The following is a 21,579-nucleotide window of genomic DNA, read 5'->3' as shown; positions in this document are numbered from 1 at the left end:
GCTAATTTTCATTATAAAACAGGACAATCAAGATGATTTATAGTATGACCGCCTTTGCCCATTTAGAAATTAAAAAAGAGTGGGGCAATGCAGTATGGGAAATTCGCTCTGTCAATCAACGCTTTTTAGAAACCTATTTCCGTCTGCCTGAGGCTTTCCGCCAGTTAGAAATGGGCTTGCGTGAACGCCTGCGTAGTGCCCTTACTCGCGGTAAAGTGGAATGTAGCTTACGCGTTGAATTGGAGCAAGCTGAAAATAAAACTATCGCATTAAATACCGACTATGCAGAGAAAGTTATCGCTTCGCTTAAAACCTTGCAAGGCATTGCGGGAGATGGGGAGATCAACTTGGTAGATGTGCTACGTTACCCAGGTGTGGTCGATGCACAAAGCCAAGATTTAGACCAAATTTCGCAAGATTTATTGGCAGGGTTTGAGCAAATTTTAACTGATTTTATTGAAATGCGTGGGCGTGAAGGAGCAAACTTGCAAGCAATTATCCAGCAACGTTTAGACAACATAGCTGAGATAGCACAAAGTGTGCAACAACAGATGCCAGAAGTGTTGCAATGGCAAAAAGATCGCCTGCAACAACGCTTTGAGGAGCTTAATCTACAACTTGATCCACAACGCTTAGAGCAAGAAATGGTGCTCACCGCACAGCGTGTCGATGTGGCGGAAGAATTAGACCGCTTGCAATTGCACGTGAAAGAGACTAGCTCAATCCTTAAAAAAGGCGGTGCAGTAGGACGTAAATTAGACTTTATGATGCAAGAGCTCAATCGCGAGTCCAATACACTGGCTTCAAAATCAATCAATGCCGATATTACTAATTCTGCGGTGGAATTGAAAGTGCTTATCGAGCAAATGCGTGAGCAAATCCAAAATTTAGAATAGAAAAAGGATTTTTAAGGACTTAAAAATGAAATGCAAATGTAATCAAATTAGCAAAATCTATCCCGATCTTTGCGTATTACTTGAACAATATCGTTTGATTGAAATTGCAGGAGTGGATGCGGAAAAATATCTGCAAGGACAATTAACGTGCGATGTGGCAAAGCTTGAAGTAGGAAGCCACACGCTAACCTGCCATTGTGATCCTAAAGGAAAAATTAGTGCCTTATTCCGCTTATATCGAGCCAGTCAAGAGCAATTTTTTGTGATTATGCATCAAGATCTATTGCCTGAAGCTTTAACTCAGCTCAAAAAATATGCGGTGTTCTCAAAAGTAACTTTCACTGAATTAGATATCCCGCTTTATGGCGTAACAAGTGGTGAGATTTTAGCAACACTTCACGAAAATTCGACTGCTTTAGTGCTCCCGCAAGGGCAAAAACGAGCGATTGTTTGGGGCGAAAATGTAAAAACAAATGGTTCGGCGAAACTTTGGGATCTGATAGATATTCAAGATGGCTTACCGATTTTGTTTAAAGCAAACCAGTTTGAACTGATTCCTCAAGCAGCAAATTTACAAGCGGTCGAAAATGCGATTTCCTTTACCAAAGGTTGTTACATCGGGCAAGAAACCGTGGCACGAGCGAAATATCGTGGCGCAAATAAACGCGCGATGTTTACGTTGGTTGGTCAAGTTGAAGGAGAAATTACCTTACCAGAAATTGCTTCGAGTATTGAAATGCAACTCGGCGAAAACTGGCGTGCGACGGGGACAATTCTTTCTGCTGTCCATTACCAAGGTAAATTGTGGCTGCAAGTGGTAATGAACAAAGATGTGGAACAAGAGGCAAATTTCCGCGTAAATGGTATTGCGTTGCAGATTTGTGAATTGCCGTATTCGTTAGAAGAATAACGTACAATTTGTTACTTTAACGACCGCTTATGCTCGGATCATTATGCGGTCGTTTTTGTTGCATATAGAAAATAGCGTTATTCAAATTTATTTGAAAAATGATTGAAAATTTTTATAAAACTGCTATTTTCGTGCAACTTTTTTATACAATGTTTATTAAATTTTATCGTGGTAACTATGGAACAGACAAAAACTCAAGATTCTTATGCAAAATATAATGCGCAAACAAATGCAATCAGTAAGCTGATTTTTATGAGCCGTTGGTTGCAATTGCCTATTTATTTAGGGTTGATTGCAGCACAAGGTATTTATGCTTATAAATTTATGAAATTGCTTTGGGAGCTTATTACAAATATCAATGTAATGGATTCCAACACCATTATGTTGGCAGTGCTTAATCTGATTGATGTAGTAATGATTGCTAACTTATTAGTTATGGTAACGATTGGGGGATATGAAATCTTTGTTTCTAAGCTTCGCACTCGAAATCACCCAGATCAACCTGAATGGCTTAGCCATGTTAATGCGACTGTGCTGAAAGTGAAACTTTCTATGTCAATTATTAGCATTTCATCTATTCATATGCTTCAAACTTTTGTAAATGCAAATAATATGCCTGAAAAAACGATGATGTGGCAGTTGTTTTTACACCTCGGCTTTTTAGCATCGGCAATTGCATTGGCTTATACAGATAAAATCCTTTATAGTACCAGTCACAAAACACACTAGTTAGGCTCACTGAATTAAAAAGCTACTTCCGATACTGACTCGGAGTGATGCCATACGCGGTTTTAAACGCTTTACTAAAATGCGCCTCCGATTGATAGCCAATTTCTAATGCCACTTCTAGCACACTTTTTGGGGTTTGTTTGAGCAAATAAGCCCCTTGTTGTAATCGAATTTGATTGAGAAATTTCTTTGGAGGCATCTGCATTTTTTGTTGAAAAACACGGCAGAAATTAGCACGAGACATCAATGCAAGCTCGGCTAATTGTTCAATATTCCACTCTGCTTGCGGCTCATTTAACATCTTAATCAACACATGGCTAAGCCGTTTATCTTCAAAGGCTGCTAGCAAGCCTGATTCAACCCATCCCATCTGCAAGGCGTGGCGTAAAATATAGATAAAAAGCACATTCGCCAATGCATCAATTACTGATTTTGAGCCTTGATTTGTTTCATTTGCCTCTTTAAGAAAAAGCTGAAGCAGTGGCTGAACAGGTGTTTCAGGCAGGTGAAAATGCAAATACTCGGGTAAGGCATCAATTAAAAGCGATTCTTTTTGATATAAAAATAGCCCACAGAACATTTTGAGATCAGGAGATTTTTGCCCGATTTGACGAAGTTCAAATAAACCTTGCGAGGTGGTAATAGCGGTCGATTTTGTGGAAACTTTTGCAGAGCTATGCATTCGGTGTGGGCAGTTTTTGGGTAAGAAAAACAGATCGCCGGCTTGCAAATGAAAGGTTTTATCCGCCAAAGTTAGCCAGCATTCGCCTTGTTCGATAATATGAAAAATGCCTTCATCTTGGATGGTATTCACATTGTGTTCTACTCGCCAATCGCCTTGAAATAAACAACGAATATTAATTTTACCTTGCACTTGTGCAAGCTGAGTGAGCTTATCTAAATAATCCATGAGAAATTTCCATTTTGAGATTTTTACAAAAACAGTTGAGATGATTTGACAATTATCATAGCTCATTTTTCTTATAATGCACACATCAGTTAAACATACATCATCATAAATTTAAGGAGAAATATTATGTTTGCAGATTGGAAAAATGACGTAGCGCATGTGAAAAAATCTTTTGGTGGCTTAGGTAAAAAATATCCAAAAATGTTACAAGCCTATCAAGCATTAGGCTCTGCAGCGGCAGAAGGCAATGTGTTAGATCCGAAAACACGTGAATTAATTGCCTTAGCTGTTGCGGTAACTACTCGTTGTGAAAGCTGTATTGGCGTGCATGCTGAAGAAGCAGTGAAAGCGGGAGCCACAGAAGATGAAGTCGCAGCAGCACTTGCTATGTCTATCGCATTAAATGCGGGTGCAGCTTACACTTATTCACTACGTGCGTTGGAAGCATATAACGTACAAAAAGGCTAATTTAGATTTAAAGTAAACTAAAGCTAGTTTTGAACAGATTTCAAAGCTAGCTTTTTTTATATCATTTGATAAAAATTTTACAAATTTTATTCTTCTGTAACATTTGTTTATTTTAGTTTAACTATCTAATCTTAATTTAAAAACCAGAATTAAATTCTAATCTAACTTCCATTTCACGCATTTTTACTCTCTTTAATAGTTTTAAATCCTAAAAGCTCTATCTAAAAGACTATATTTTATTAAAAATTTAAATTAAAATCGCCAAGACTTTAATTTACATAATGTAGGACTTTTTATGACGCAACAAATCGAAGAATGCTCAACTTGGGTTTCAAAGTTTAAGGCGCTTGGGCCTGGTATCTTAATGGCATCTGCGGCAGTTGGTGGTTCGCATATTGTGGCATCAACTCAAGCAGGTGCAATCTATGGTTGGCAACTTGCAATCATCATTATTTTAGCGAACCTTTTCAAATATCCTTTCTTCCGTTTCGGCGTGCAATATACGCTTAGTTCGAACAAAACCTTGCTTGAAGGTTATCAAGAAAAAGGTGGTATCTACTTAGTTGTTTTCTTTATCTTGAATGTGATCGCCACAATGATTAACACCGCTGCGGTGGGTATTGTGACGGCAGCAATTCTCAAATTTATTATTTCTGCGTTAGGACTGAACTGGGACATCAGCATTCCAACTGCAAGTGTCATTATTATTGCCGGCACACTAGGCATTCTTTTACTCGGTCAATACAAATTTTTAGATCGCTTGTCTAAGCTCATTATGATTGCCTTAACAATTTCAACGGTTTCTGCGGTAGTTATCGCTGCATCAAAAGGTGGTGTACAAGTTGCACCTGATTTTATTGAACCGTCACCGTGGAATTTGGCTTCTCTTGGCTTTATCGTTGCATTGATGGGTTGGATGCCTGCTCCTATTGAGATTTCCGCAATCAACTCAATGTGGGTGGTTGCAAAACGCCGTTTAAGCAAAGTAAGCTACCAAGACGGTATTTTAGACTTCAACATCGGTTTTATCGGTACAGCAATTTTAGCGATTGTTTTCTTAGCACTCGGTGCATTGGTGCAATATGGTTCAGGTGAAGTGGTTGAACAAGCGGGCGTAAAATATATTGCACAGCTTATCAAAATGTATGCCTTTGCTATTGGCGATTGGTCTAAATTACTCATCGCATTGATTGCCTTTATGTGTATGTTCGGCACAACCATTACCGTAATCGATGGCTATTCACGTGCAAACAACGAAGCATTGCGTATTTTATTAGGAAGAAAAGAGAGTTCAGTAGCAAGCTTAAATATTTGGATGACAGCCGCTTCAGCCATCGGCATTATCATCATTCTCTTCTTTATGAGCGATGTAGCAAAATTACTTTCATTTGCGATGATCTGTTCTTTCGTGTCCACACCAATTTTTGGTTGGTTAAACTTCTCACTGGTTTTAAAAGGAGAACATCGCGTGAAAGGCGGCTTGTTCTGGTTGGCCGTTGTTGGTTTAACTTACTTAACAGGCTTTACGCTACTCTTTATTGCGTACGAGTTTGGTTGGATTTAATCTAAATAAATGTATAGGGCGTATGAGAATACGCCCTTTTTTATCTCCAGACGAAATCAAAGCCATTTACGAAAAAGAACAAGTATCGCAAAGTGTTTTTGTACATTATCTGAACGTGAGCAAAAATATGATTTCTGAATGGGAGCGAGGCGTTAAAAAAAACGAGCGGTGCAGCATTGAAATTACTTAGCCTTGTACAACATAAAGGTATTGAAGTTATCGCATAACATAATAGGCAGACGAAAGTCTGCCTATTCTTTTTATAGCCAAAAGTGTGTGATCTAGTTCACATTTTTCAACATTTCTATTACATCTTTTCTAAAGATCCTTTCTATAATTAAAGCTGATAGGCCATACTTGATTAACTGAACAATTCATAAAAAGGAGTGATTATGAAAACATTAGGCGAATTTATTATTGAGAAACAAGCTGAATATCCACAAGCAAAAGGTGAGCTAAGTGGTATTCTCTCTTCTATCCGCTTGGCAGCAAAATTTATCCACCGCGAAATTAACCATGCAGGCTTGAGTAAAGATATTTTAGGTGTTGCAGGGTCAGAAAATATTCAAGGTGAAGCCCAAATGAAATTGGATGTTTTTGCCAACGAAACAATGAAAAAAGCACTTATTGCACGTGAAGAAGTGGCAGGATTTGCTTCTGAAGAAGATGACTCTTTCATTTCATTTGATACTGAACGTTCTCGTAATGCAAAATATATTTTAATGACTGACCCGCTTGATGGTTCATCTAATATTGATGTGAACGTATCTGTGGGAACGATCTTCTCTATCTACAAACGAGTTTCTCCAATTGGCACACCTGTTACGATGGAAGATTTCTTGCAAGAGGGAAGAAAACAGGTTGCCGCGGGTTATGTCACCTATGGCTCATCCACAATGCTGGTTTACACTACAGGCAACGGTGTAAACGGCTTTACTTACGAACCATCGCTTGGCTTGTTTATTCTTTCTCATCCAGATATGCAAATGCCAGAAAAAGGGAAATATTACTCTATTAACGAAGGGCAATATGTCACTTTTTCGCAAGGGGTGAAACGCTTTATTAAATATTGTCAAGAAAGCGACGAAGCAACCAAACGCCCATACTCTTCTCGCTATATCGGCTCATTGGTTTCTGATTTCCACCGTAATTTGCTTAAAGGAGGAATTTACATCTACCCAACTTCAACCGTCTATCCAAACGGTAAATTACGTTTGCTTTATGAAGGTAACCCAATGGCATTCTTAGCCGAACAGGCTGGTGGTTTGGCAACTGATGGCATCAACCCTATTTTAGACATCAAACCAACCACGCTACACCAACGTGTGCCGTTCTTTACAGGTTCAAAAGAGATGGTTGAGAAAGCGGTTGAATTTATGCAGGAATTTGCGGAATAGATTTGCAAATTAATCATAAAAAACAATCGCTTGTTATTTTTAAAATATTGAAATACTTTTAAAGAAATATTCTTTAAAAGTATTTTTTATTTGTTAAAAGATAGTAAAAGAATGTAATAATCTCATAGAGATGGATCATAATAAATTAACTAACTTATTGTATTTTAAGGTGTTTGCTATGAATTAACCTACTCTAATCGATCCAGATACTGCTGCCCACCCAACACTGAAACTTGTCGAATAATCCATGCTTGGCGTTTTTTCATAATGGGCCCTGGACGATCTACGCGGTAAATATTTGGATTTGGTAGCGATGCTGCCAATAAAGCCGCTTCATTTAAGCTCAGATTTTTTGCTGATTTTTTGAAAAAAGTTTGGGCAGCGGATTCCACACCAAAAATACCGTTACCAAATTCAGCAATATTTAAATAGACTTCCAAAATCCGCTCTTTGCCCCAAAACTGTTCAATAGCAAAGGTTAGTGGTAATTCAATGCCTTTACGAATCCAACTTTGCCCATGCCAAAGAAACATATTTTTGACCGTTTGTTGAGAAATTGTCGAACCGCCTCGCACTTTCTTAGATTTCGCATTTTTTTGCAATGCAATTTGAATGGCATTTAAATCAATTCCAAAGTGACTTTCAAATTTTTGATCTTCAGAAGCAATGACTGCCATTTGCATTTGCCAAGAAATCTTATCTAAACTTACCCATTTTTTCTTAATGTCGTAAGATTTTCCTTCTATCAAATGTCCTACTTTTTGTTGCACCATATAAGCGGAATAAGGAATGGGAACCGTACTGAATAACAACATTACGCTTAATAAAGCCACAAAAATTGGTGCAAAAATCCGACTTGAGCCAAACCACGCCCAACCTAATTTAGTCGAAATTTCCTTAGGTATATAAAAACTTAGCAGCAAATTAAAGAGCTTTTTGGCTCTTTTAAATAAACCCGATGAACGACGCTTTCTGCTTTCTCTACACTTTACCATTGAGTTTCTCGTTCGCCCAACCTAAGAAATCAGCATCTAGTGTTTTTAGCATATTCGAACCACGCGTGATCGTTGCCGCACTGGTATTCAGTTTTTGCTGAATTTCACGTTGAGACAGATCATTGCTCAGCAAATGCCTAACGATTTGCGTACGTAAACCTAAAGAACCGCGTTCATCTGACGTTAAGAAAAGAGAAAAGAATTGCTCTAATTTTTCTTCTTTCACCGCTTGCTCAAGCAGTTCAACAAACTGTTGCCATTCTTCTGGATCACGTTGTAAGTACACTGTTTTCATTATCTTTCTAAATCTAGTTTGCAAACAAGCGGTTAAATTTTATGAAAAAATAACCGCTTGTTAGTTCATTATTTTTTACGTTGATCATCAAGCTCAGCGCCTTTTGGCACGCTGAATTTGAATAAATCGTTTGATAAATTTGATGATGCAATATTCCGTAATAAATAGAGATTACTTTGCCCATCGCGTTCAATAGTACTAAAGCCTTTCATTACACCATTTGCATCAATGCGTACATCAAATTGTTTAATGCTACTTTTTTTCGTTTTGGGTTTTAATACGAAAGTATCTGCATTTTGGGTCACATCATATTGATCCCAATGGCTTTTGTTATTGCTGGTTAAGAGCACAAAAGGAGTATTGTTTACAGCATCTTCAACTGTATTGACGGTCACTTGTGAAACAAATGGGTCATAGAACCATAAATTTTTGCCATCAGAGATAATCTGATTTTCTTGAGGTTGTTGAGTATCCATTCTAAACAAGTTCGGGCGTTTTACCATAAACTTGCCTTTACCAGATTGGATTTGTTTACCTTTGCTAGAACGCACGGTTTGATCGAAATCCGCACTATATTGTGTTACTTTTTCTAAACGGCTTTGCAGTTCTGATACCGCATTTTCATCCGCCCAAGCGGTTGAAATTAGTGAAAAAATTGCAAATCCAAACAACGTTTTTCTAAATAAGTTATTCATTGATTTTCCTTTTTATAAATGGAATAAATTTGCTTTTTTGACAACGGGAAAACAAAAAGTTTCCCATTGTACTATTAAACTAGTGAGCTTCGTCCCAATTATCGCCCACACCAACATCTGCAATCAAGGGTACGTGCAATTTTATTGCTTTTTCCATTTCCGCCTTAATCAACTGGCTGTAATGATCAACTTTCTCGGATTTCACTTCAAATACCAATTCATCGTGTACTTGCATAATCATTTTGATGTTCTTATCACCAAAAATCATTTTATCAATACCGATCATCGCAACTTTAATAATATCTGCTGCTGTTCCTTGCATTGGTGCGTTGATTGCCACACGCTCTGCCGCTTTGCGACGCATTGCATTGCTCGATTTAATTTCAGGCAAATATAATCGTCTTCCTAACAGAGTTTCTACATAACCTTGCTCTGCTGCTTTGGCTTTAATGTCGGTCATAAATTGCAGCACATTCGGATAGCGGTTGAAATAAGCATCCATATAACTTCTTGCTTCTTGGCGAGAAATGCCGAGCTGGTTCGACAAACCAAATTCTGACATGCCATAAATCAAGCCGAAGTTAATCGCTTTCGCATTGCGGCGCTGTTCGTTAGTCACTTCTTCAAGCAACACACCGAAAATCTCTGCTGCTGTTGAGCGGTGAATATCTTTCCCCTCAGCAAAAGCTTTTTGCATACCTGCATCATTTGCCAAATGTGCCATAATGCGAAGTTCAATTTGCGAGTAGTCGGCTGCCACTACTTTGTAGCCCTCACGAGCAATAAAGGCTTGGCGAATGCGACGTCCTTCCTCGTTTCGGATTGGAATATTTTGCAAGTTTGGATCACTTGAAGAGAGTCGCCCTGTTGCCGTCACCGCTTGATGATAAGAGGTATGCACACGCCCTGTTTTTGGGTTAATCATCTGTGGTAGCTTGTCGGTATAAGTTGATTTCAACTTGCTTAATCCACGATGTTCTATCAACAATTTTGGTACAATATGCCCTTCTTGAGCCAATTCCTCCAACACTTCCTCGTTGGTTGAAGGAGCTCCTTTAGGCGTTTTTTTCTTCACAGGCAAACCGAGTTTTTCAAACAAAATTTCTTGTAGCTGTTTCGTAGAAGCCAAGTTAAACTCCTGCCCCGCAACTTGATGCACTTCTGCCTCTACTTCCGCCAAACGCTGTTCAATCTCTTGGGATTGTGCCAACAATTTTTGCGGATCAATCAATACACCATTGCGTTCAATATGCGAAAGCACACGTACAAGCGGCATTTCAATTTCGTTAAATAGTTTCAACAAAGTCGGCGTTTTTTCAAGCTCTGGGAACAAGGTTTGATGCAATTTCATTGTTACATCTGCATCTTCTGCTGCATATTCAGAGGCCACATCTAACACAATTTTATCGAAGGTCAGCTGATTTTTACCCTTGCCCGCAATCTCTTCAAATGCAATGGTTTTATGCCCTAAATAACGTTCTGCCAAGTCGTCCATATTATGACGACCTGTACTGTTTTGGGTGTAAGATTCCAGCATTGTATCAAACTCTACGCCTTGCACCTCAATGCCGTGATTAGCAAACACCGTTAAATCATATTTGATGTTCTGCCCAATTTTTTTGATTTGCTTGTCTTCTAAAATCGGTTTTAATGCTGCCAAGCAAGCGGTTAAATTGATCTGATTTTTTACTAATTCATAGCCTACGTTTGCGGTGTTTTCCGCAAACAAATCGCCCTGCCCAGCTTGTTCGCTCACTTCTTCTTTGTGAGTCAATGGAATATAGCACGCTTCACCAGAAGCTAGTCCAAATGAAATCCCTACAAGCTCTGCCGACATCACATCCAACGCATTCGTTTCAGTATCGACTGCAACCAATTTTTCCGCTTGTATTTTCTCAATCCATTTTTCTAATTGAGCCTCGGTTCTCACTGTTTCATATTTCGAACGGTCAATTTCCACTTTTGCAAAACTTTCTGTTTTTTCCACCGCTTGCGTTGCAGCATAATTGTTCGGCATACGCTCTTTGGTGCTAGTCGTCACAGGATTTGTGCCATTCATTACCTCATTGAGCCATTTTTTAAACTCATATTTGCCGAAAAGCGCCACCAATTTATCGTGATCTTGCGGTGAAGTCGTGAGTTGATCATGAGTAACGTCCAACTCAACATCGGTTTTAATGGTTGCCAATAAATAAGAAAGATCCGCCATTTCTTTTTCGGCTAACAATTTTGTCGCGAATGTTTTTGCACCGCGGAAGCTCAATTCTGCGACTTTATCTAAATTTTCATAGATGGTTTTAATTGAGCCAATTCCTTGCAACAAAGCAAGCGCGGTTTTCTCGCCCACACCTTTCACACCAGGGATGTTATCCGACGAATCACCTTGCAATGCTAACCAGTCAATCACTAACTCAGGTGGAATGCCATATTTTTCAATCACACCTTCACGGTCAAGCAAGGTATTGTTCATCGTGTTGATCAGCATAATATGATTATTCACTAATTGCGCCATATCCTTATCGCCTGTGCTGATTAAAACGTGCTTGCCCTCTTTTGCGGCTTGCACCGCGAGCGTGCCGATTACATCATCAGCTTCTACACCTTCAACCGAAATGAGTGGAATGCCCAACGCCTTAATAATGGCATGCAGCGGCTGAATTTGTGAACGTAATTCATCAGGCATTGGTGGACGATGCGATTTATATTGTTCAAATAGCTCATCACGAAAAGTCTTACCCTTCGCATCAAACACCACCGCAATATGGCTCGGCTCAACTTGTGAAATCAAGCTTTTTAACATATTCACCACGCCATACATTGCCCCTGTTGGCTCGCCCTCTTGGTTAGTCAACGGTGGAAATGCGTGAAACGCACGATACAAATAGGAAGAACCATCCACCAACACCAGCGGATTTTGTGCAATAGTCGCCATTCAAAACTCTCTTGATAAACTTTTGATAAAATTGTGGACATTATAACGAAAATAAGCGGTTAAATCTTTAGAGAGTTTTGCAAAGAGAAGTTTTGCAAAAAAAACGTAAGATTCAACCGCTTGCTCGCTTGTCAAATTAAGCTCGTGTCGCTTCTTTCATCTCCCTCACAAACTCCCCTAATTCCTTAAGCAAGTTTGCTTGGTTATCTAAATTGCGTTCGATAATTTTCACAATCGCTGAGCCTGAAATCGCGCCATTGCAACCTAATGCTAAGGCTTCTTTAACCTGCTCAGGTTTGGCGATGCCGAAGCCTTGCAAAATAGGGGTAGAATTTGACCGCTTGAGAGCTTCAACAAGGTTGTCTAGGTTGGTAGCATGAGATTGGTTCTCTGCACTGGTAACACCTGCACGAGAGACTAGGTAAGTGTAACCTTCAGTCAGTTCAGCTACACGTTTTACTGTCTCTTCGTCCGCATTCGGGGGGCAGATAAATACAGGTTGAATGCCATGTTTTTTCGCTGCTGGGACGAATTCTTCCGCGGCTAAAACGGGAAGATCGGCAATTAACACTGCGTCAACGCCCGCTTCGACACAACGTTTGAAGAATACCTCTTGGGTTGGGACGAACACTAAATTGGCACAAAGCAATAAGCCAATCGGCATTTCTGGGTATTTTGCACAGACTTTAGTAATCAGTTCGAAGCACGCATCGGTGCTGAAACCACCATCTAAAGCACGTTTGTTGGCGGCTTGGATAACAGGTCCATCGAGCAAGGGATCTGAAAATGGGAAGCCAAGCTCTAAGGCATCCGCACCATTTTCAACGAGGGTGTCGATAATTTCTAACGAGCGGTCAAAATCAGGATCGCAAAGCGTGACAAACGGCACAAAAGCCCCTTCGTTTTTGGCTTTTAATTTCGCAAAAAGGGTATCAAAACGGCTCATTATGCGGCTCCTCCATTTAAAATTTTATCGACCGTGAAAATGTCTTTATCGCCTCGTCCTGAAAGATTAACGACTAAGAGTTGCTCTTTTTCAGGGTTTTGTTTGATTAGTTTCAACGCATAAGCTAAGGCGTGTGAAGATTCAAGGGCTGGGATAATGCCCTCGTGTTTGGCTAATTCTTGGAACGCATTTAAGGCTTCATCATCAGTAATAGAAACATAATCGGCTCTGCCTGTGGCGTTCAAGTAAGCGTGTTGTGGTCCGACAGACGGGAAATCTAAGCCTGCAGAAATAGAGTAGGATTCCTCAATTTGCCCATCTTTATCCTGCATAATTGGTGATTTCATTCCGAAATAGATGCCTGTGGTGCCGTGTTTCAGTGGTGCACCGTGTTCACCCGTTTCAATGCCTTTGCCCGCAGGCTCTACGCCGATGAGTTTCACAGCGGTTTCTTCAATGAAATCTGCAAACATACCAATCGCATTTGAGCCACCGCCCACAGCAGCAATCACCGCATCAGGCAAGCGGTCTTCTTTTTCCAGAATTTGGCGTTTGGTCTCTTCGCCGATCATTTTTTGGAACTCTCGCACAATGGTTGGGAAGGGGTGTGGACCTGCTGCCGTACCGATTAAATAGTGAGTAGTGTCATAGTTTGCCGCCCAATCACGCATCGCTTCGCAGCAGGCATCTTTCAGTGAACAAGAGCCTTTTTGTACGGGAATCACTTCTGCCCCCATCAAACGCATACGGAATACGTTTGGCGATTGGCGTTCTACGTCTTTTGCACCCATATAAACCACGCACGGTATACCAAGCATCGCACATGCCAGTGCGGTTGCCACGCCGTGTTGCCCTGCACCTGTTTCGGCAATAATACGCGTTTTGCCCATACGTTTAGCCAGTAAAATTTGCCCTAACACTTGGTTGGTTTTGTGGGCACCACCGTGCAATAAATCTTCACGTTTTAAGTAAAGTTTGGTGTTGGTGCCTTTGGTTAAGTTACGGCAAAGGGTGAGAGCGGTGGGTCTGCCTGCGTAGTCTTTGAGTAAATCGGTAAATTCTGTTTGGAATGCAGGATCATTTTGTGCCTCTACAAATGCTTGTTCTAACTGTTTTAAAACAGGCACTAAAATTTCGGGTACATACATTCCTCCGAATTCGCCGAAATAAGGGTTTAAGAGTGTGTCTGACATATTTTTCCTTATATTTCTTACATTAAAAAGAGATTATCGTAAACTTTATAAAAGTTCACCCAAGCAAATAATAAAACAAAAATTCCAGAGATAATTTGAATTAACCAGAAAGTAATCCACAAGGTTAATTTAATAAAGAAATTAAACCCGACCTCTTCTAAAATTTTTTGCTGTTTTAAATAAAAACTCCGCAAACTCAATAAATAAGCAGAGAGCATAATAAATAACGGAATCACCACTAAGAAACGAATAAAATAATAAGTAATACTTAATAATTTAGGATCGTCAACATAAAAGAATAGCTCTTTGGCAAAAGCGGGATCTTTAATATATTGCGTCATCACCATATAAAGTACAAAAAATAGTAATGCTGGGGTTAAACCACGCAAAAAAGCTAAATAGGGTTCGGTAATTTCCGTTAAATAATGAGAAAGTTTATTAGGTTGATTATTCATTTTCTTTGGTGACTTTTAAAGGGTTAAAACTTTGCGCCGTTGGCATCACTTCAATACGGTTAATGTTAACGTGTTCAGGTTGTTGGTTCAGCCATAACACAATGTTGGCAATATCTTCAGGCTGAACCGATTGCACATTTTCATACACTTTTGCGGCTTTTTCATCATCACCGTGGAAGCGTACGTTGGAGAATTCCGTGCCACCACAAAGTCCAGGTTCAACATTACTCACACGAATTTTTGTGCCTGCTAAATCGGCACGTAAGTTCAAGCTAAATTGAGTGACGAATGCTTTCGTACCACCATACACATTGCCGCCAGGGTAAGGGTAATTACCGGCAATTGAACTTAAATTAATAATATGCCCATGATTACGATCCACCATTTCAGGTAACACAAGGCGTGTAATGTTCACTAAGCCTTTCACATTAGTATCGATCATTTGCGCCCAGTCGTTTAAATCAGCTTGGTGGGCAGGTTCTAAGCCTAATGCCAAACCTGCATTATTCACCAATAAATCGACCGCTTGCCAGCCTTCTGGGCGTTGGTTTAATGCCTGTTTGGTGGCTTCTAAATCGGTAATATCAAATGTAAGCGGTAGAAAATCGTTGCCCAATTGCGAATGCAACTCTGCCAAACGGGCTGCACGTCTGCCCGTACCAATCACTTTATAGCCTGCTTCGATCAATTTTTTACAGATTGCCAAGCCAAAGCCTGCGGTTGCACCTGTTACTAATGCGGTTGTAGTTCTCATTTTTTCTCCTAGAGTCTGAGCTTATTTGTACTATTAAAGTAGTACAAATGAATTTTGATTGCAAGCAATTTCATTTTAATTTTAAAAATGTCATCAAATGAATTAATTTAACAATACCGCAAACGTTTGCTTAATGGTATAATCTGCCCGATTTTTATTTTAACTGATCGAGGTTAATCGTGAGCAACACACAACTTAGCTACAAAGATGCTGGCGTAGATATTCACGCTGGGAATGAATTAGTCGAACGTATCAAAGGCGATGTAAAACGTACTCGCCGCCCTGAGGTGATGGGGGGATTGGGTGGTTTCGGTGCATTATGTGCTTTACCAACCAAATATAAAGAGCCGATTTTAGTATCGGGCACAGATGGTGTGGGCACAAAATTACGTCTTGCGATTGACTTGAAAAAACACGATACCATCGGTCAAGATTTAGTGGCGATGTGTGTGAACGATTTAATCGTGCAAGGGGCAGAACCGCTTTTCTTCTTAGATTACTATGCAACAGGTAAATTAGAAGTAGATGTGGCAGCAGATGTAATCAAAGGCATTGCAGATGGTTGTGAAATGTCTGGCTGTGCATTAGTGGGTGGCGAAACCGCCGAAATGCCAGGAATGTATCACGAAGGCGATTACGACTTAGCAGGTTTCTGCGTGGGCGTGGTAGAAAAATCAGAAATCATTGACGGCACAGCCGTGAAAACAGGCGACACACTTATTGCTCTTGGTTCAAGCGGTCCACACTCAAACGGTTATTCGTTAATTCGTAAAGTGCTTGAAGTGAGCGGTGCAAATTCAGCGGACTTATTAGAAGGCAAACCACTTAGTGAACACCTTTTAGCACCCACCAAAATCTATGTGAAGTCTATTTTACAACTTATCAAACAGACTGAAGTTCACGCCATTGCTCACTTAACAGGTGGTGGCTTCTGGGAAAATATTCCTCGCGTATTGCCAGACAACACCAAAGCGGTGATCGACGAATCAAGCTGGCAATGGCCTGCAATCTTCAACTGGTTGCAAGAAAAGGGTAATATCAGCCGTTATGAAATGTACCGCACCTTCAACTGTGGTGTAGGTATGGTGATTGCATTACCAGAAAAAGATGTTGAAACGGCTCTTGCATTGCTTGAACAAGCGGATGAAAAAGCGTGGGTAATTGGTAAAATTGCTCATCTTGGCGAAGGCGAAACACAAGTTGAGATTGAATAGTTCTTCATCATATTGAAATAACTGCGTCAATTAAAAAAATAATTCAGCCCCTTTGGGGCTGATTCTTTATATACCCCAAAGGGGTATGATTATGCCTAACTGTGGGTAATTTATTACCCACGGATTATCACTAATGGGTCTATAAAATGAAAAAAATCGCTGTTCTGATTTCTGGTCAAGGAAATAATCTTCAAGCCATTATAGATGCTTGCTATTCAGATTATATCCCTGCCCAAATTGCTTGTGTGGTAAGCAATAAATCCGATGCTTATGGCTTAACTCGAGCTAAAAAATCCCTCATTCCACAATCGGTATTTCTTCGCAAAAATTTTGCAAATAACCTCGCGATGGATGAGGCGATTGGTAATTATTTGGAAAAGCAATCTGTCGATTTGATCGTGCTTGCAGGCTATATGAAAATCCTCACGCCTGAATTTACCCAACGTTTTGCAGGAAGAATTCTCAACATCCATCCTTCTCTTCTGCCAAAATATGCGGGATTAAACAGCTACCAACGAGCGATTGAAGCGGGCGATACTGAACACGGCACAACCGTCCACTTTGTTAATGAAGAAGTCGATGGCGGTACGATTGTGCTGCAGGCAAAAGTACCAATTTTCCCTGAAGATAACGTAGAAGATGTAGAAGCTAGAACACGAGAGCAAGAATATCAAATCTACCCGCTTGTGATTAAATGGTTTACCGAAGGGCGATTGGTGCTTAAAGATAATGTTGCGTATTTAGATGGAAAAGCATTGCCAGAGCATGGTTATGCGAGTGAAGATGACGAAGAAAAATAAGAAATAAAGACATAAAATAAAACCTGCATAATTTTGATATGCAGGTTTTTCTTTATTTAAATGAGAGCAATTAGAAAATACTAAATGCTAAAAAACAGATCATAGCAAGTGATGCAACAACAGTCATCATTGCGTAACCAAAAGTACCCATTCTATTTTCTCCTTATGAATTTGCTTTGTTATCTTCAGCCATACTTACCGCTGCGGTAAATAATACGTCTGTTGAAGAGTTCAACGCAGTTTCAGCTGAATCTTGGATAACACCAATAATAAAGCCTACACCGATTACTTGTGCGGCAATATCGTTCGGGATGTTAAATAAGCTACATGCTAATGGAATTAATAAGAGTGAACCACCCGCAACACCAGATGCACCACAAGCACAGATTGAAGCCACGATGCTTAATAACAATGCAGACCAGAAATCAGGTACGATGCCTTGTGTGTAAGCTGCTGCAAGTGTTAATACAGTAACGGTAATTGCTGCACCCGCCATATTGATGTTTGCACCAAGCGGGATAGAAAGAGAATAGATTTCTTCACGTAAACCTAAACGTTTTGATAAGCCCATATTCACTGGAATGTTCGCCGCTGAGCTACGGGTGAAGAATGCCATCACGCCACTTTCACGTAAGCAAAGGAAAGTTAGAGGATATGGATTGCGACGGATTTTCCACCATACGATAAGTGGGTTTAAGATGAATGCAACAATCGCCATTGCACCTAGTAATACTAATAATAAACGACCGTAACCGATGAAAGCATCTAAACCGTTGGTTGCAAAAGTATCTGCAACTAAACCGAAAATACCGATTGGTGCTAATGCGATAACAACTTTAACCACTGCTGAAACCGCATCTGCAAAGTCGCTTAAGAATGTTTTAGTGCTTGGTGAAGAGTGACGTAATGCGATACCTAAACCGATAGACCACGCTAAAATACCGATGAAGTTTGCGTTTGCAAGGGCTTGAAGTGGGTTATCCACGAGGTTGAAAACCACGGTTTTAATAATTTGACCGATGCCATCTGGTGGTGCTAAACCATCAGGGCTTGCTACTAATTCTAAAGTGGTTGGGAAGATAAAGCTCAATACCACAGCAGTTAATGCTGCAACGAATGTGCCTAGTGCATAAAGCACAAGAATTGGTTTGATTTTACTATCTGAACCGACTTCTTTATTGGCAATGGTTGACATAACCAATACGAAAATTAAGATAGGTGCGATAGCACGTAAGGATTTCACAAAGAATTGACCTAAAACGCCAACATCTTTTGCCCATTCAGGATTCACAAGGGCTAAACCTACCCCTAAGATTAGACCTACTGCGATGCGTAATACAAGATTACCGCCGAGTAGTTTTGAAGATAAAGAATTACTCATAATGTTTCACTTCTGAAAAAATAAAAGACCAATTATTCATCGAAAAATGATGAGCTGTCAGATTAGCCGAAAATGCCTTTTAATGGAATAGGGAAAAGTTCAATTCAGATAAAAAATTAAGCTTATTTGCGTTATAACTGGTTATTTTTTGTATAAACGGTGATTTTGTCTTTGTTGCAAACAATTTCTTTAGGTAAAATACTGCCCGTTTTTCTCTTTTGGATTAAGTTATGAAACCTGAAAATAAAGCAAATTTTGCACGTGTTATTCGTGCTGCAGGCTATTCAATGAAAGGCTTGAAATCGGCTTATCTCAATGAGGCTGCTTTTCGCCAAGAAGTTTGGTTGGCAATTATTTTAATTCCGCTGGCGTTTTGGTTCGGCAATGGTGCTATCGAGAAAATTTTACTTCTTGGTAGCATTTTTATTGTCTTGATTGCAGAATTGCTCAATAGTGCGGTGGAATCTGTGGTCGATCGCATTGGCTCGGAATATCACGAGCTTTCAGGTAGAGCTAAAGATATTGGTTCGGCCGCTGTATTTATGGCAATGGTATTTTTTGCCATTACTTGGGGCTTAATCCTCTTCTTTTAATTTGCAAAATCTAGTTTAAATTTGACCGCTTCCCAATTCAAACGGCTGAAAAAACGTTAAAACAGATCAACAAAAAAGAAAAACCAGATGTACGCATTGCTTTAACTCATATGGGCTGGTATTTAGAGGGGAAACACGGCACTAATGCACCAGGTGATGTGTCAATGGCACGTCAATTGCCTAAAGGCTCGTTTGATATGATTATTGGTGGTCATACTCACGACACTGTTTGTTTCGATGAGAAAGGTCAATTTATCGAAAAATACAAACCAACCATGGCCTGTAAACCAGACTACCAAAACGGTACTTGGATTATGCAAGCGGGCGAATAGGGTAAATATTTAGGTCGTGCTGATTTCGAATTTAAAAATGGTAAAACCACTTTAGTAGATTACAAGTTAATTCCAATTAACTTAAAAGAAACCATCAAAAAAGAAGATGGCACGCGTGAATACAAACTTTATGCCGAAGAGATTCAACCTGATGCAGTATTACACGCTAAATTGAAAAAATACCAAGATGAAGGCGATAAAACGTTAGGCGTTATTGTCGGTAAACAGATGGTTTCTTCAATGGTAAACGTGAAGCAGTACGTTTTGAACAAACCAACTTAGGTCGTTTAATTGCACAATCACAAATGGAACGTGTGAAAGCGGATATTGGTATTATGAATAGCGGCGGTGTTCGAGCTTCATTACCTGAAGGCGATGTAAGCTATAAAGATATTTTAACCGTTCAACCATTCGGTAATATGATTTCTACGCTTGATTTGAAAGGTCAAGAATTAGTGGATTTCTTAACCATAGTTGCATTAAAACAGACAGACACCGGTGGCTATCCACAACTTGCTGGTATTTCAATGGTCGTTGATCGTAGTACAAAAAACATCTCAGATGTAAAAATTGGTGGTCAGCCGTTAGATATGAATAAAACCTACAAAGTATCTATCCCTGATTATTTAACAGGTGGTGGGGATGGCTATCCAGTGATGAAAAATCATCCGACTTATGTAAACACTGGCTTTATTGATGCAGAAATGTTGAAAAAATACTTTGAAGAAAATAAAGTATTGAAATCAACAGATTACGATCCGAGAGAAGATGTGATTTTCAAAAACTAAGAATTGATGTTATTCAATACTTAAGAGAAAAAACGCAGAAATTTCAATAATTTCTGCGTTTTTGTTTTACTATGCTATCTAATTAACCTGATTGTTAGGCTTCTAGCACCTCTTTCAACACGGCTATTCCTTTCTCAATTTGCTCATCGTTGATAATCAATGGCGGTAACAAGCGCAATTTAGTTTTCGCGGTTAAGAAAAGCACGCCTTTTTCGATGCATTTTGCCACAATATCCGCGGCTTTTGTGCCTTCTTCAAATTCTACGCCAATCATTAAGCCTAAGCCAGAGACTGATTTTACTTTAGGTAATGCTGCCAATGCTTTTTGCAATTTTTCGCCTTTACGTTTTACTTCAGCTAAAAATGTATCATCAATTTTCGCAAGCACGGCGTTTGCTCCTGCACAACTTACAGGGTTTGCCCCGAAAGTGGAGCCGTGATCGCTCTTGCCAAGTGTATCTTGTACTTTCTCGCCCAATACAAACGCCCCGATAGGTAAGCCACCGCCCAAGCCTTTGGCAAGCGTAATGATATCTGGTGTTAAGCCAAATTGTTGGTAGGCAAACATTGTGCCCGTACGACCAATCCCCGTTTGCACTTCGTCAATGATCAATAACACATCATATTGATGACAGAGAGCTTGTACGCCTTGTAAATATTCGTGATCTAACGAGCAAACCCCGCCTTCACCTTGCACGACTTCCAAAATAATGGCACATACATCTTTTTGACCTAAACGAGTTTCAAGTGCTCGTAGTTCATTGGCTGGCGTATGATCGAAACCTTTGGTGAATGGGAAAAAATGTTGGTGGAATATCTCTTGTCCTGTAGCAGAAAGGGTTGAAATAGTGCGTCCGTGGAAAGAATTGACTAGCGTTAAAACGGTTGCACGATCTTTTCCATATTTATCGTGGCTATATTTGCGTGCAGTTTTGATCGCCCCTTCATTCGCTTCTGCCCCCGAATTGGCAAAAAAGACACGTTTTAGACCGCTTGCTTCTGCCAATTTTTTAGCTAAACGAGAAGAGGGTTCGGTGAAGAATAAATTTGAAGTGTGGGCAAGCGAGCTGGCTTGATGCACAACTGCGTTTAACCAATCTTCATCTGCCCAACCAAGGCTGTTTACGCCGATGCCACTGGTAAAGTCTAAATATTCGTTGCCTTCAAAATCCCACACTTGGCAGCCTTTGCCGTGTGAGAGTGCAAGGTTAAATCTGCCGTAAGTTTGGGCGATGTAATCGCTGTCTAATTGTTTTATTTCGTTGCTGGTTGTGTTTGTCATTGTGTTTTTTCCTTTAAAATTTCACCGCTTGTTTGTACAACCCAAACATC

Annotated in this window: 20 protein-coding genes and 1 pseudogene; 10 read left to right on the top strand and 11 right to left on the bottom strand. The window is 39.8% G+C overall.

Features of this window, described 5'->3' with window-relative positions; all coding sequences use genetic code 11:
* Positions 1–32: 32 nt before the first annotated feature.
* The 3 genes from B0184_RS09040 to B0184_RS09030 all read left to right on the top strand — a co-directional run bounded on the left by B0184_RS09040 (position 33) and on the right by B0184_RS09030 (position 2,535).
* Complete coding sequence (locus B0184_RS09040; RefSeq protein ID WP_005709350.1) at positions 33–896, top strand: YicC/YloC family endoribonuclease; 864 nt, start codon at positions 33–35, stop codon at positions 894–896.
* A gap of 25 nt (positions 897–921) precedes the next feature.
* On the top strand, positions 922–1,806 hold the full coding sequence (gene ygfZ / locus B0184_RS09035) for a CAF17-like 4Fe-4S cluster assembly/insertion protein YgfZ (protein ID WP_005709274.1): 885 nt from the start codon (positions 922–924) through the stop codon (positions 1,804–1,806).
* 177 nt (positions 1,807–1,983) lie between these two features.
* Positions 1,984–2,535 carry a TIGR00645 family protein gene (locus B0184_RS09030; protein WP_005709273.1) on the top strand — a complete coding sequence of 184 codons (552 nt, stop codon included), beginning with the start codon at positions 1,984–1,986 and terminating at the stop codon, positions 2,533–2,535.
* Between the two features lie 22 nt (positions 2,536–2,557).
* Here B0184_RS09030 and B0184_RS09025 read toward each other — a convergent pair whose 3' ends face one another.
* Positions 2,558–3,445: an AraC family transcriptional regulator gene (locus B0184_RS09025; RefSeq protein ID WP_005709354.1), complete on the bottom strand. Its 888-nt coding sequence runs from the start codon at positions 3,443–3,445 to the stop codon at positions 2,558–2,560.
* A 126-nt stretch (positions 3,446–3,571) separates the two neighbouring features.
* Here B0184_RS09025 and B0184_RS09020 point away from each other — a divergent pair, with 126 nt between their 5' ends.
* The 3 genes from B0184_RS09020 (at position 3,572) to fbp (ending at position 6,874) form a co-directional block, all read left to right on the top strand.
* A complete protein-coding gene (locus tag B0184_RS09020; protein WP_005709289.1) occupies positions 3,572–3,913 on the top strand; it encodes a carboxymuconolactone decarboxylase family protein in 342 nt (113 codons plus the stop codon).
* Positions 3,914–4,208: 295 nt separating this feature from the next.
* On the top strand, positions 4,209–5,477 hold the full coding sequence (locus tag B0184_RS09015; protein ID WP_005709364.1) for an NRAMP family divalent metal transporter: 1,269 nt from the start codon (positions 4,209–4,211) through the stop codon (positions 5,475–5,477).
* Between the two features lie 392 nt (positions 5,478–5,869).
* Positions 5,870–6,874 (top strand): class 1 fructose-bisphosphatase, encoded by a 1,005-nt coding sequence (fbp, locus tag B0184_RS09005; RefSeq protein ID WP_005709281.1) that lies wholly within the window; start codon positions 5,870–5,872, stop codon positions 6,872–6,874.
* Positions 6,875–7,062: 188 nt separating this feature from the next.
* On the opposite strand, the gene mtgA is transcribed toward fbp, so the two are convergent.
* The 8 genes from mtgA to B0184_RS08965 form a co-directional block, all read right to left on the bottom strand.
* A complete protein-coding gene (mtgA, locus tag B0184_RS09000; protein WP_050855474.1) occupies positions 7,063–7,869 on the bottom strand; it encodes a monofunctional biosynthetic peptidoglycan transglycosylase in 807 nt (268 codons plus the stop codon).
* Positions 7,856–8,164: a trp operon repressor gene (gene trpR / locus B0184_RS08995; RefSeq protein WP_039851531.1), complete on the bottom strand. Its 309-nt coding sequence runs from the start codon at positions 8,162–8,164 to the stop codon at positions 7,856–7,858. The genes mtgA and trpR overlap by 14 nt, the downstream gene beginning before the upstream one ends.
* Before the next feature lie 68 nt (positions 8,165–8,232).
* Positions 8,233–8,859, bottom strand: coding sequence for an outer membrane lipoprotein periplasmic chaperone LolA (lolA, locus tag B0184_RS08990; RefSeq protein WP_005709307.1), 627 nt, complete (start codon positions 8,857–8,859; stop codon positions 8,233–8,235).
* Between the two features lie 79 nt (positions 8,860–8,938).
* Positions 8,939–11,791 (bottom strand): DNA polymerase I, encoded by a 2,853-nt coding sequence (gene polA / locus B0184_RS08985; RefSeq protein ID WP_005709355.1) that lies wholly within the window; start codon positions 11,789–11,791, stop codon positions 8,939–8,941.
* A gap of 136 nt (positions 11,792–11,927) precedes the next feature.
* Positions 11,928–12,737: a tryptophan synthase subunit alpha gene (gene trpA, locus B0184_RS08980; RefSeq protein ID WP_005709265.1), complete on the bottom strand. Its 810-nt coding sequence runs from the start codon at positions 12,735–12,737 to the stop codon at positions 11,928–11,930.
* Complete coding sequence (gene trpB / locus B0184_RS08975; protein ID WP_005709341.1) at positions 12,737–13,930, bottom strand: tryptophan synthase subunit beta; 1,194 nt, start codon at positions 13,928–13,930, stop codon at positions 12,737–12,739. The genes trpA and trpB overlap by 1 nt, the downstream gene beginning before the upstream one ends.
* 17 nt (positions 13,931–13,947) lie before the next feature.
* Positions 13,948–14,385: a hypothetical protein gene (locus B0184_RS08970; protein WP_005709278.1), complete on the bottom strand. Its 438-nt coding sequence runs from the start codon at positions 14,383–14,385 to the stop codon at positions 13,948–13,950.
* The gene (locus tag B0184_RS08965; RefSeq protein WP_005709318.1) at positions 14,378–15,139 is read right to left on the bottom strand and encodes an SDR family oxidoreductase; all 762 of its coding nucleotides are present in this window, start codon (positions 15,137–15,139) and stop codon (positions 14,378–14,380) included. The genes B0184_RS08970 and B0184_RS08965 overlap by 8 nt, the downstream gene beginning before the upstream one ends.
* Before the next feature lie 179 nt (positions 15,140–15,318).
* Between B0184_RS08965 and purM the strand changes: the two genes are divergently transcribed.
* Positions 15,319–16,353 carry a phosphoribosylformylglycinamidine cyclo-ligase gene (purM, locus tag B0184_RS08960; protein ID WP_005709293.1) on the top strand — a complete coding sequence of 345 codons (1,035 nt, stop codon included), beginning with the start codon at positions 15,319–15,321 and terminating at the stop codon, positions 16,351–16,353.
* Between the two features lie 146 nt (positions 16,354–16,499).
* Positions 16,500–17,153: a phosphoribosylglycinamide formyltransferase gene (gene purN, locus B0184_RS08955; RefSeq protein ID WP_005709256.1), complete on the top strand. Its 654-nt coding sequence runs from the start codon at positions 16,500–16,502 to the stop codon at positions 17,151–17,153.
* Between the two features lie 163 nt (positions 17,154–17,316).
* Here purN and sstT read toward each other — a convergent pair whose 3' ends face one another.
* Complete coding sequence (sstT, locus tag B0184_RS08950) at positions 17,317–18,534, bottom strand: serine/threonine transporter SstT (RefSeq protein ID WP_005709283.1); 1,218 nt, start codon at positions 18,532–18,534, stop codon at positions 17,317–17,319.
* Between the two features lie 230 nt (positions 18,535–18,764).
* Between sstT and B0184_RS08945 the strand changes: the two genes are divergently transcribed.
* Positions 18,765–19,127, top strand: a complete 363-nt coding sequence (locus tag B0184_RS08945) for a diacylglycerol kinase (RefSeq protein ID WP_005709306.1) — start codon at positions 18,765–18,767, stop codon at positions 19,125–19,127.
* Between the two features lie 32 nt (positions 19,128–19,159).
* Positions 19,160–20,247 (top strand): annotated as a pseudogene (locus B0184_RS08940) (5'-nucleotidase C-terminal domain-containing protein); the annotation flags it as partial.
* Positions 20,248–20,341: 94 nt separating this feature from the next.
* Here B0184_RS08940 and B0184_RS08935 read toward each other — a convergent pair.
* The gene (locus B0184_RS08935; protein ID WP_005709332.1) at positions 20,342–21,529 is read right to left on the bottom strand and encodes an aspartate aminotransferase family protein; all 1,188 of its coding nucleotides are present in this window, start codon (positions 21,527–21,529) and stop codon (positions 20,342–20,344) included.
* Between the last annotated feature and the right edge of the window lie 50 nt (positions 21,530–21,579).

Origin of the sequence: Haemophilus paraphrohaemolyticus, assembly GCF_002015045.1 — a bacterium.
In the GTDB taxonomy this organism is placed as follows: Bacteria; Pseudomonadota; Gammaproteobacteria; order Enterobacterales; family Pasteurellaceae; genus Haemophilus_A; species Haemophilus_A paraphrohaemolyticus.
This window is presented reverse-complemented; position numbering and strand designations above follow the sequence as displayed.

Coding starts and splice junctions, on each gene's coding strand:
- B0184_RS09040 (WP_005709350.1), top strand. CDS start 33: ATGATTTATAGTATGACCGCCTTTGCCCATTTAGAAATTAAAAAAGAG.
- ygfZ (WP_005709274.1), top strand. CDS start 922: ATGAAATGCAAATGTAATCAAATTAGCAAAATCTATCCCGATCTTTGC.
- B0184_RS09030 (WP_005709273.1), top strand. CDS start 1,984: ATGGAACAGACAAAAACTCAAGATTCTTATGCAAAATATAATGCGCAA.
- B0184_RS09025 (WP_005709354.1), bottom strand. CDS start 3,445: ATGGATTATTTAGATAAGCTCACTCAGCTTGCACAAGTGCAAGGTAAA.
- B0184_RS09020 (WP_005709289.1), top strand. CDS start 3,572: ATGTTTGCAGATTGGAAAAATGACGTAGCGCATGTGAAAAAATCTTTT.
- B0184_RS09015 (WP_005709364.1), top strand. CDS start 4,209: ATGACGCAACAAATCGAAGAATGCTCAACTTGGGTTTCAAAGTTTAAG.
- fbp (WP_005709281.1), top strand. CDS start 5,870: ATGAAAACATTAGGCGAATTTATTATTGAGAAACAAGCTGAATATCCA.
- mtgA (WP_050855474.1), bottom strand. CDS start 7,869: ATGGTAAAGTGTAGAGAAAGCAGAAAGCGTCGTTCATCGGGTTTATTT.
- trpR (WP_039851531.1), bottom strand. CDS start 8,164: ATGAAAACAGTGTACTTACAACGTGATCCAGAAGAATGGCAACAGTTT.
- lolA (WP_005709307.1), bottom strand. CDS start 8,859: ATGAATAACTTATTTAGAAAAACGTTGTTTGGATTTGCAATTTTTTCA.
- polA (WP_005709355.1), bottom strand. CDS start 11,791: ATGGCGACTATTGCACAAAATCCGCTGGTGTTGGTGGATGGTTCTTCC.
- trpA (WP_005709265.1), bottom strand. CDS start 12,737: ATGAGCCGTTTTGATACCCTTTTTGCGAAATTAAAAGCCAAAAACGAA.
- trpB (WP_005709341.1), bottom strand. CDS start 13,930: ATGTCAGACACACTCTTAAACCCTTATTTCGGCGAATTCGGAGGAATG.
- B0184_RS08970 (WP_005709278.1), bottom strand. CDS start 14,385: ATGAATAATCAACCTAATAAACTTTCTCATTATTTAACGGAAATTACC.
- B0184_RS08965 (WP_005709318.1), bottom strand. CDS start 15,139: ATGAGAACTACAACCGCATTAGTAACAGGTGCAACCGCAGGCTTTGGC.
- purN (WP_005709256.1), top strand. CDS start 16,500: ATGAAAAAAATCGCTGTTCTGATTTCTGGTCAAGGAAATAATCTTCAA.
- sstT (WP_005709283.1), bottom strand. CDS start 18,534: ATGAGTAATTCTTTATCTTCAAAACTACTCGGCGGTAATCTTGTATTA.
- B0184_RS08945 (WP_005709306.1), top strand. CDS start 18,765: ATGAAACCTGAAAATAAAGCAAATTTTGCACGTGTTATTCGTGCTGCA.
- B0184_RS08935 (WP_005709332.1), bottom strand. CDS start 21,529: ATGACAAACACAACCAGCAACGAAATAAAACAATTAGACAGCGATTAC.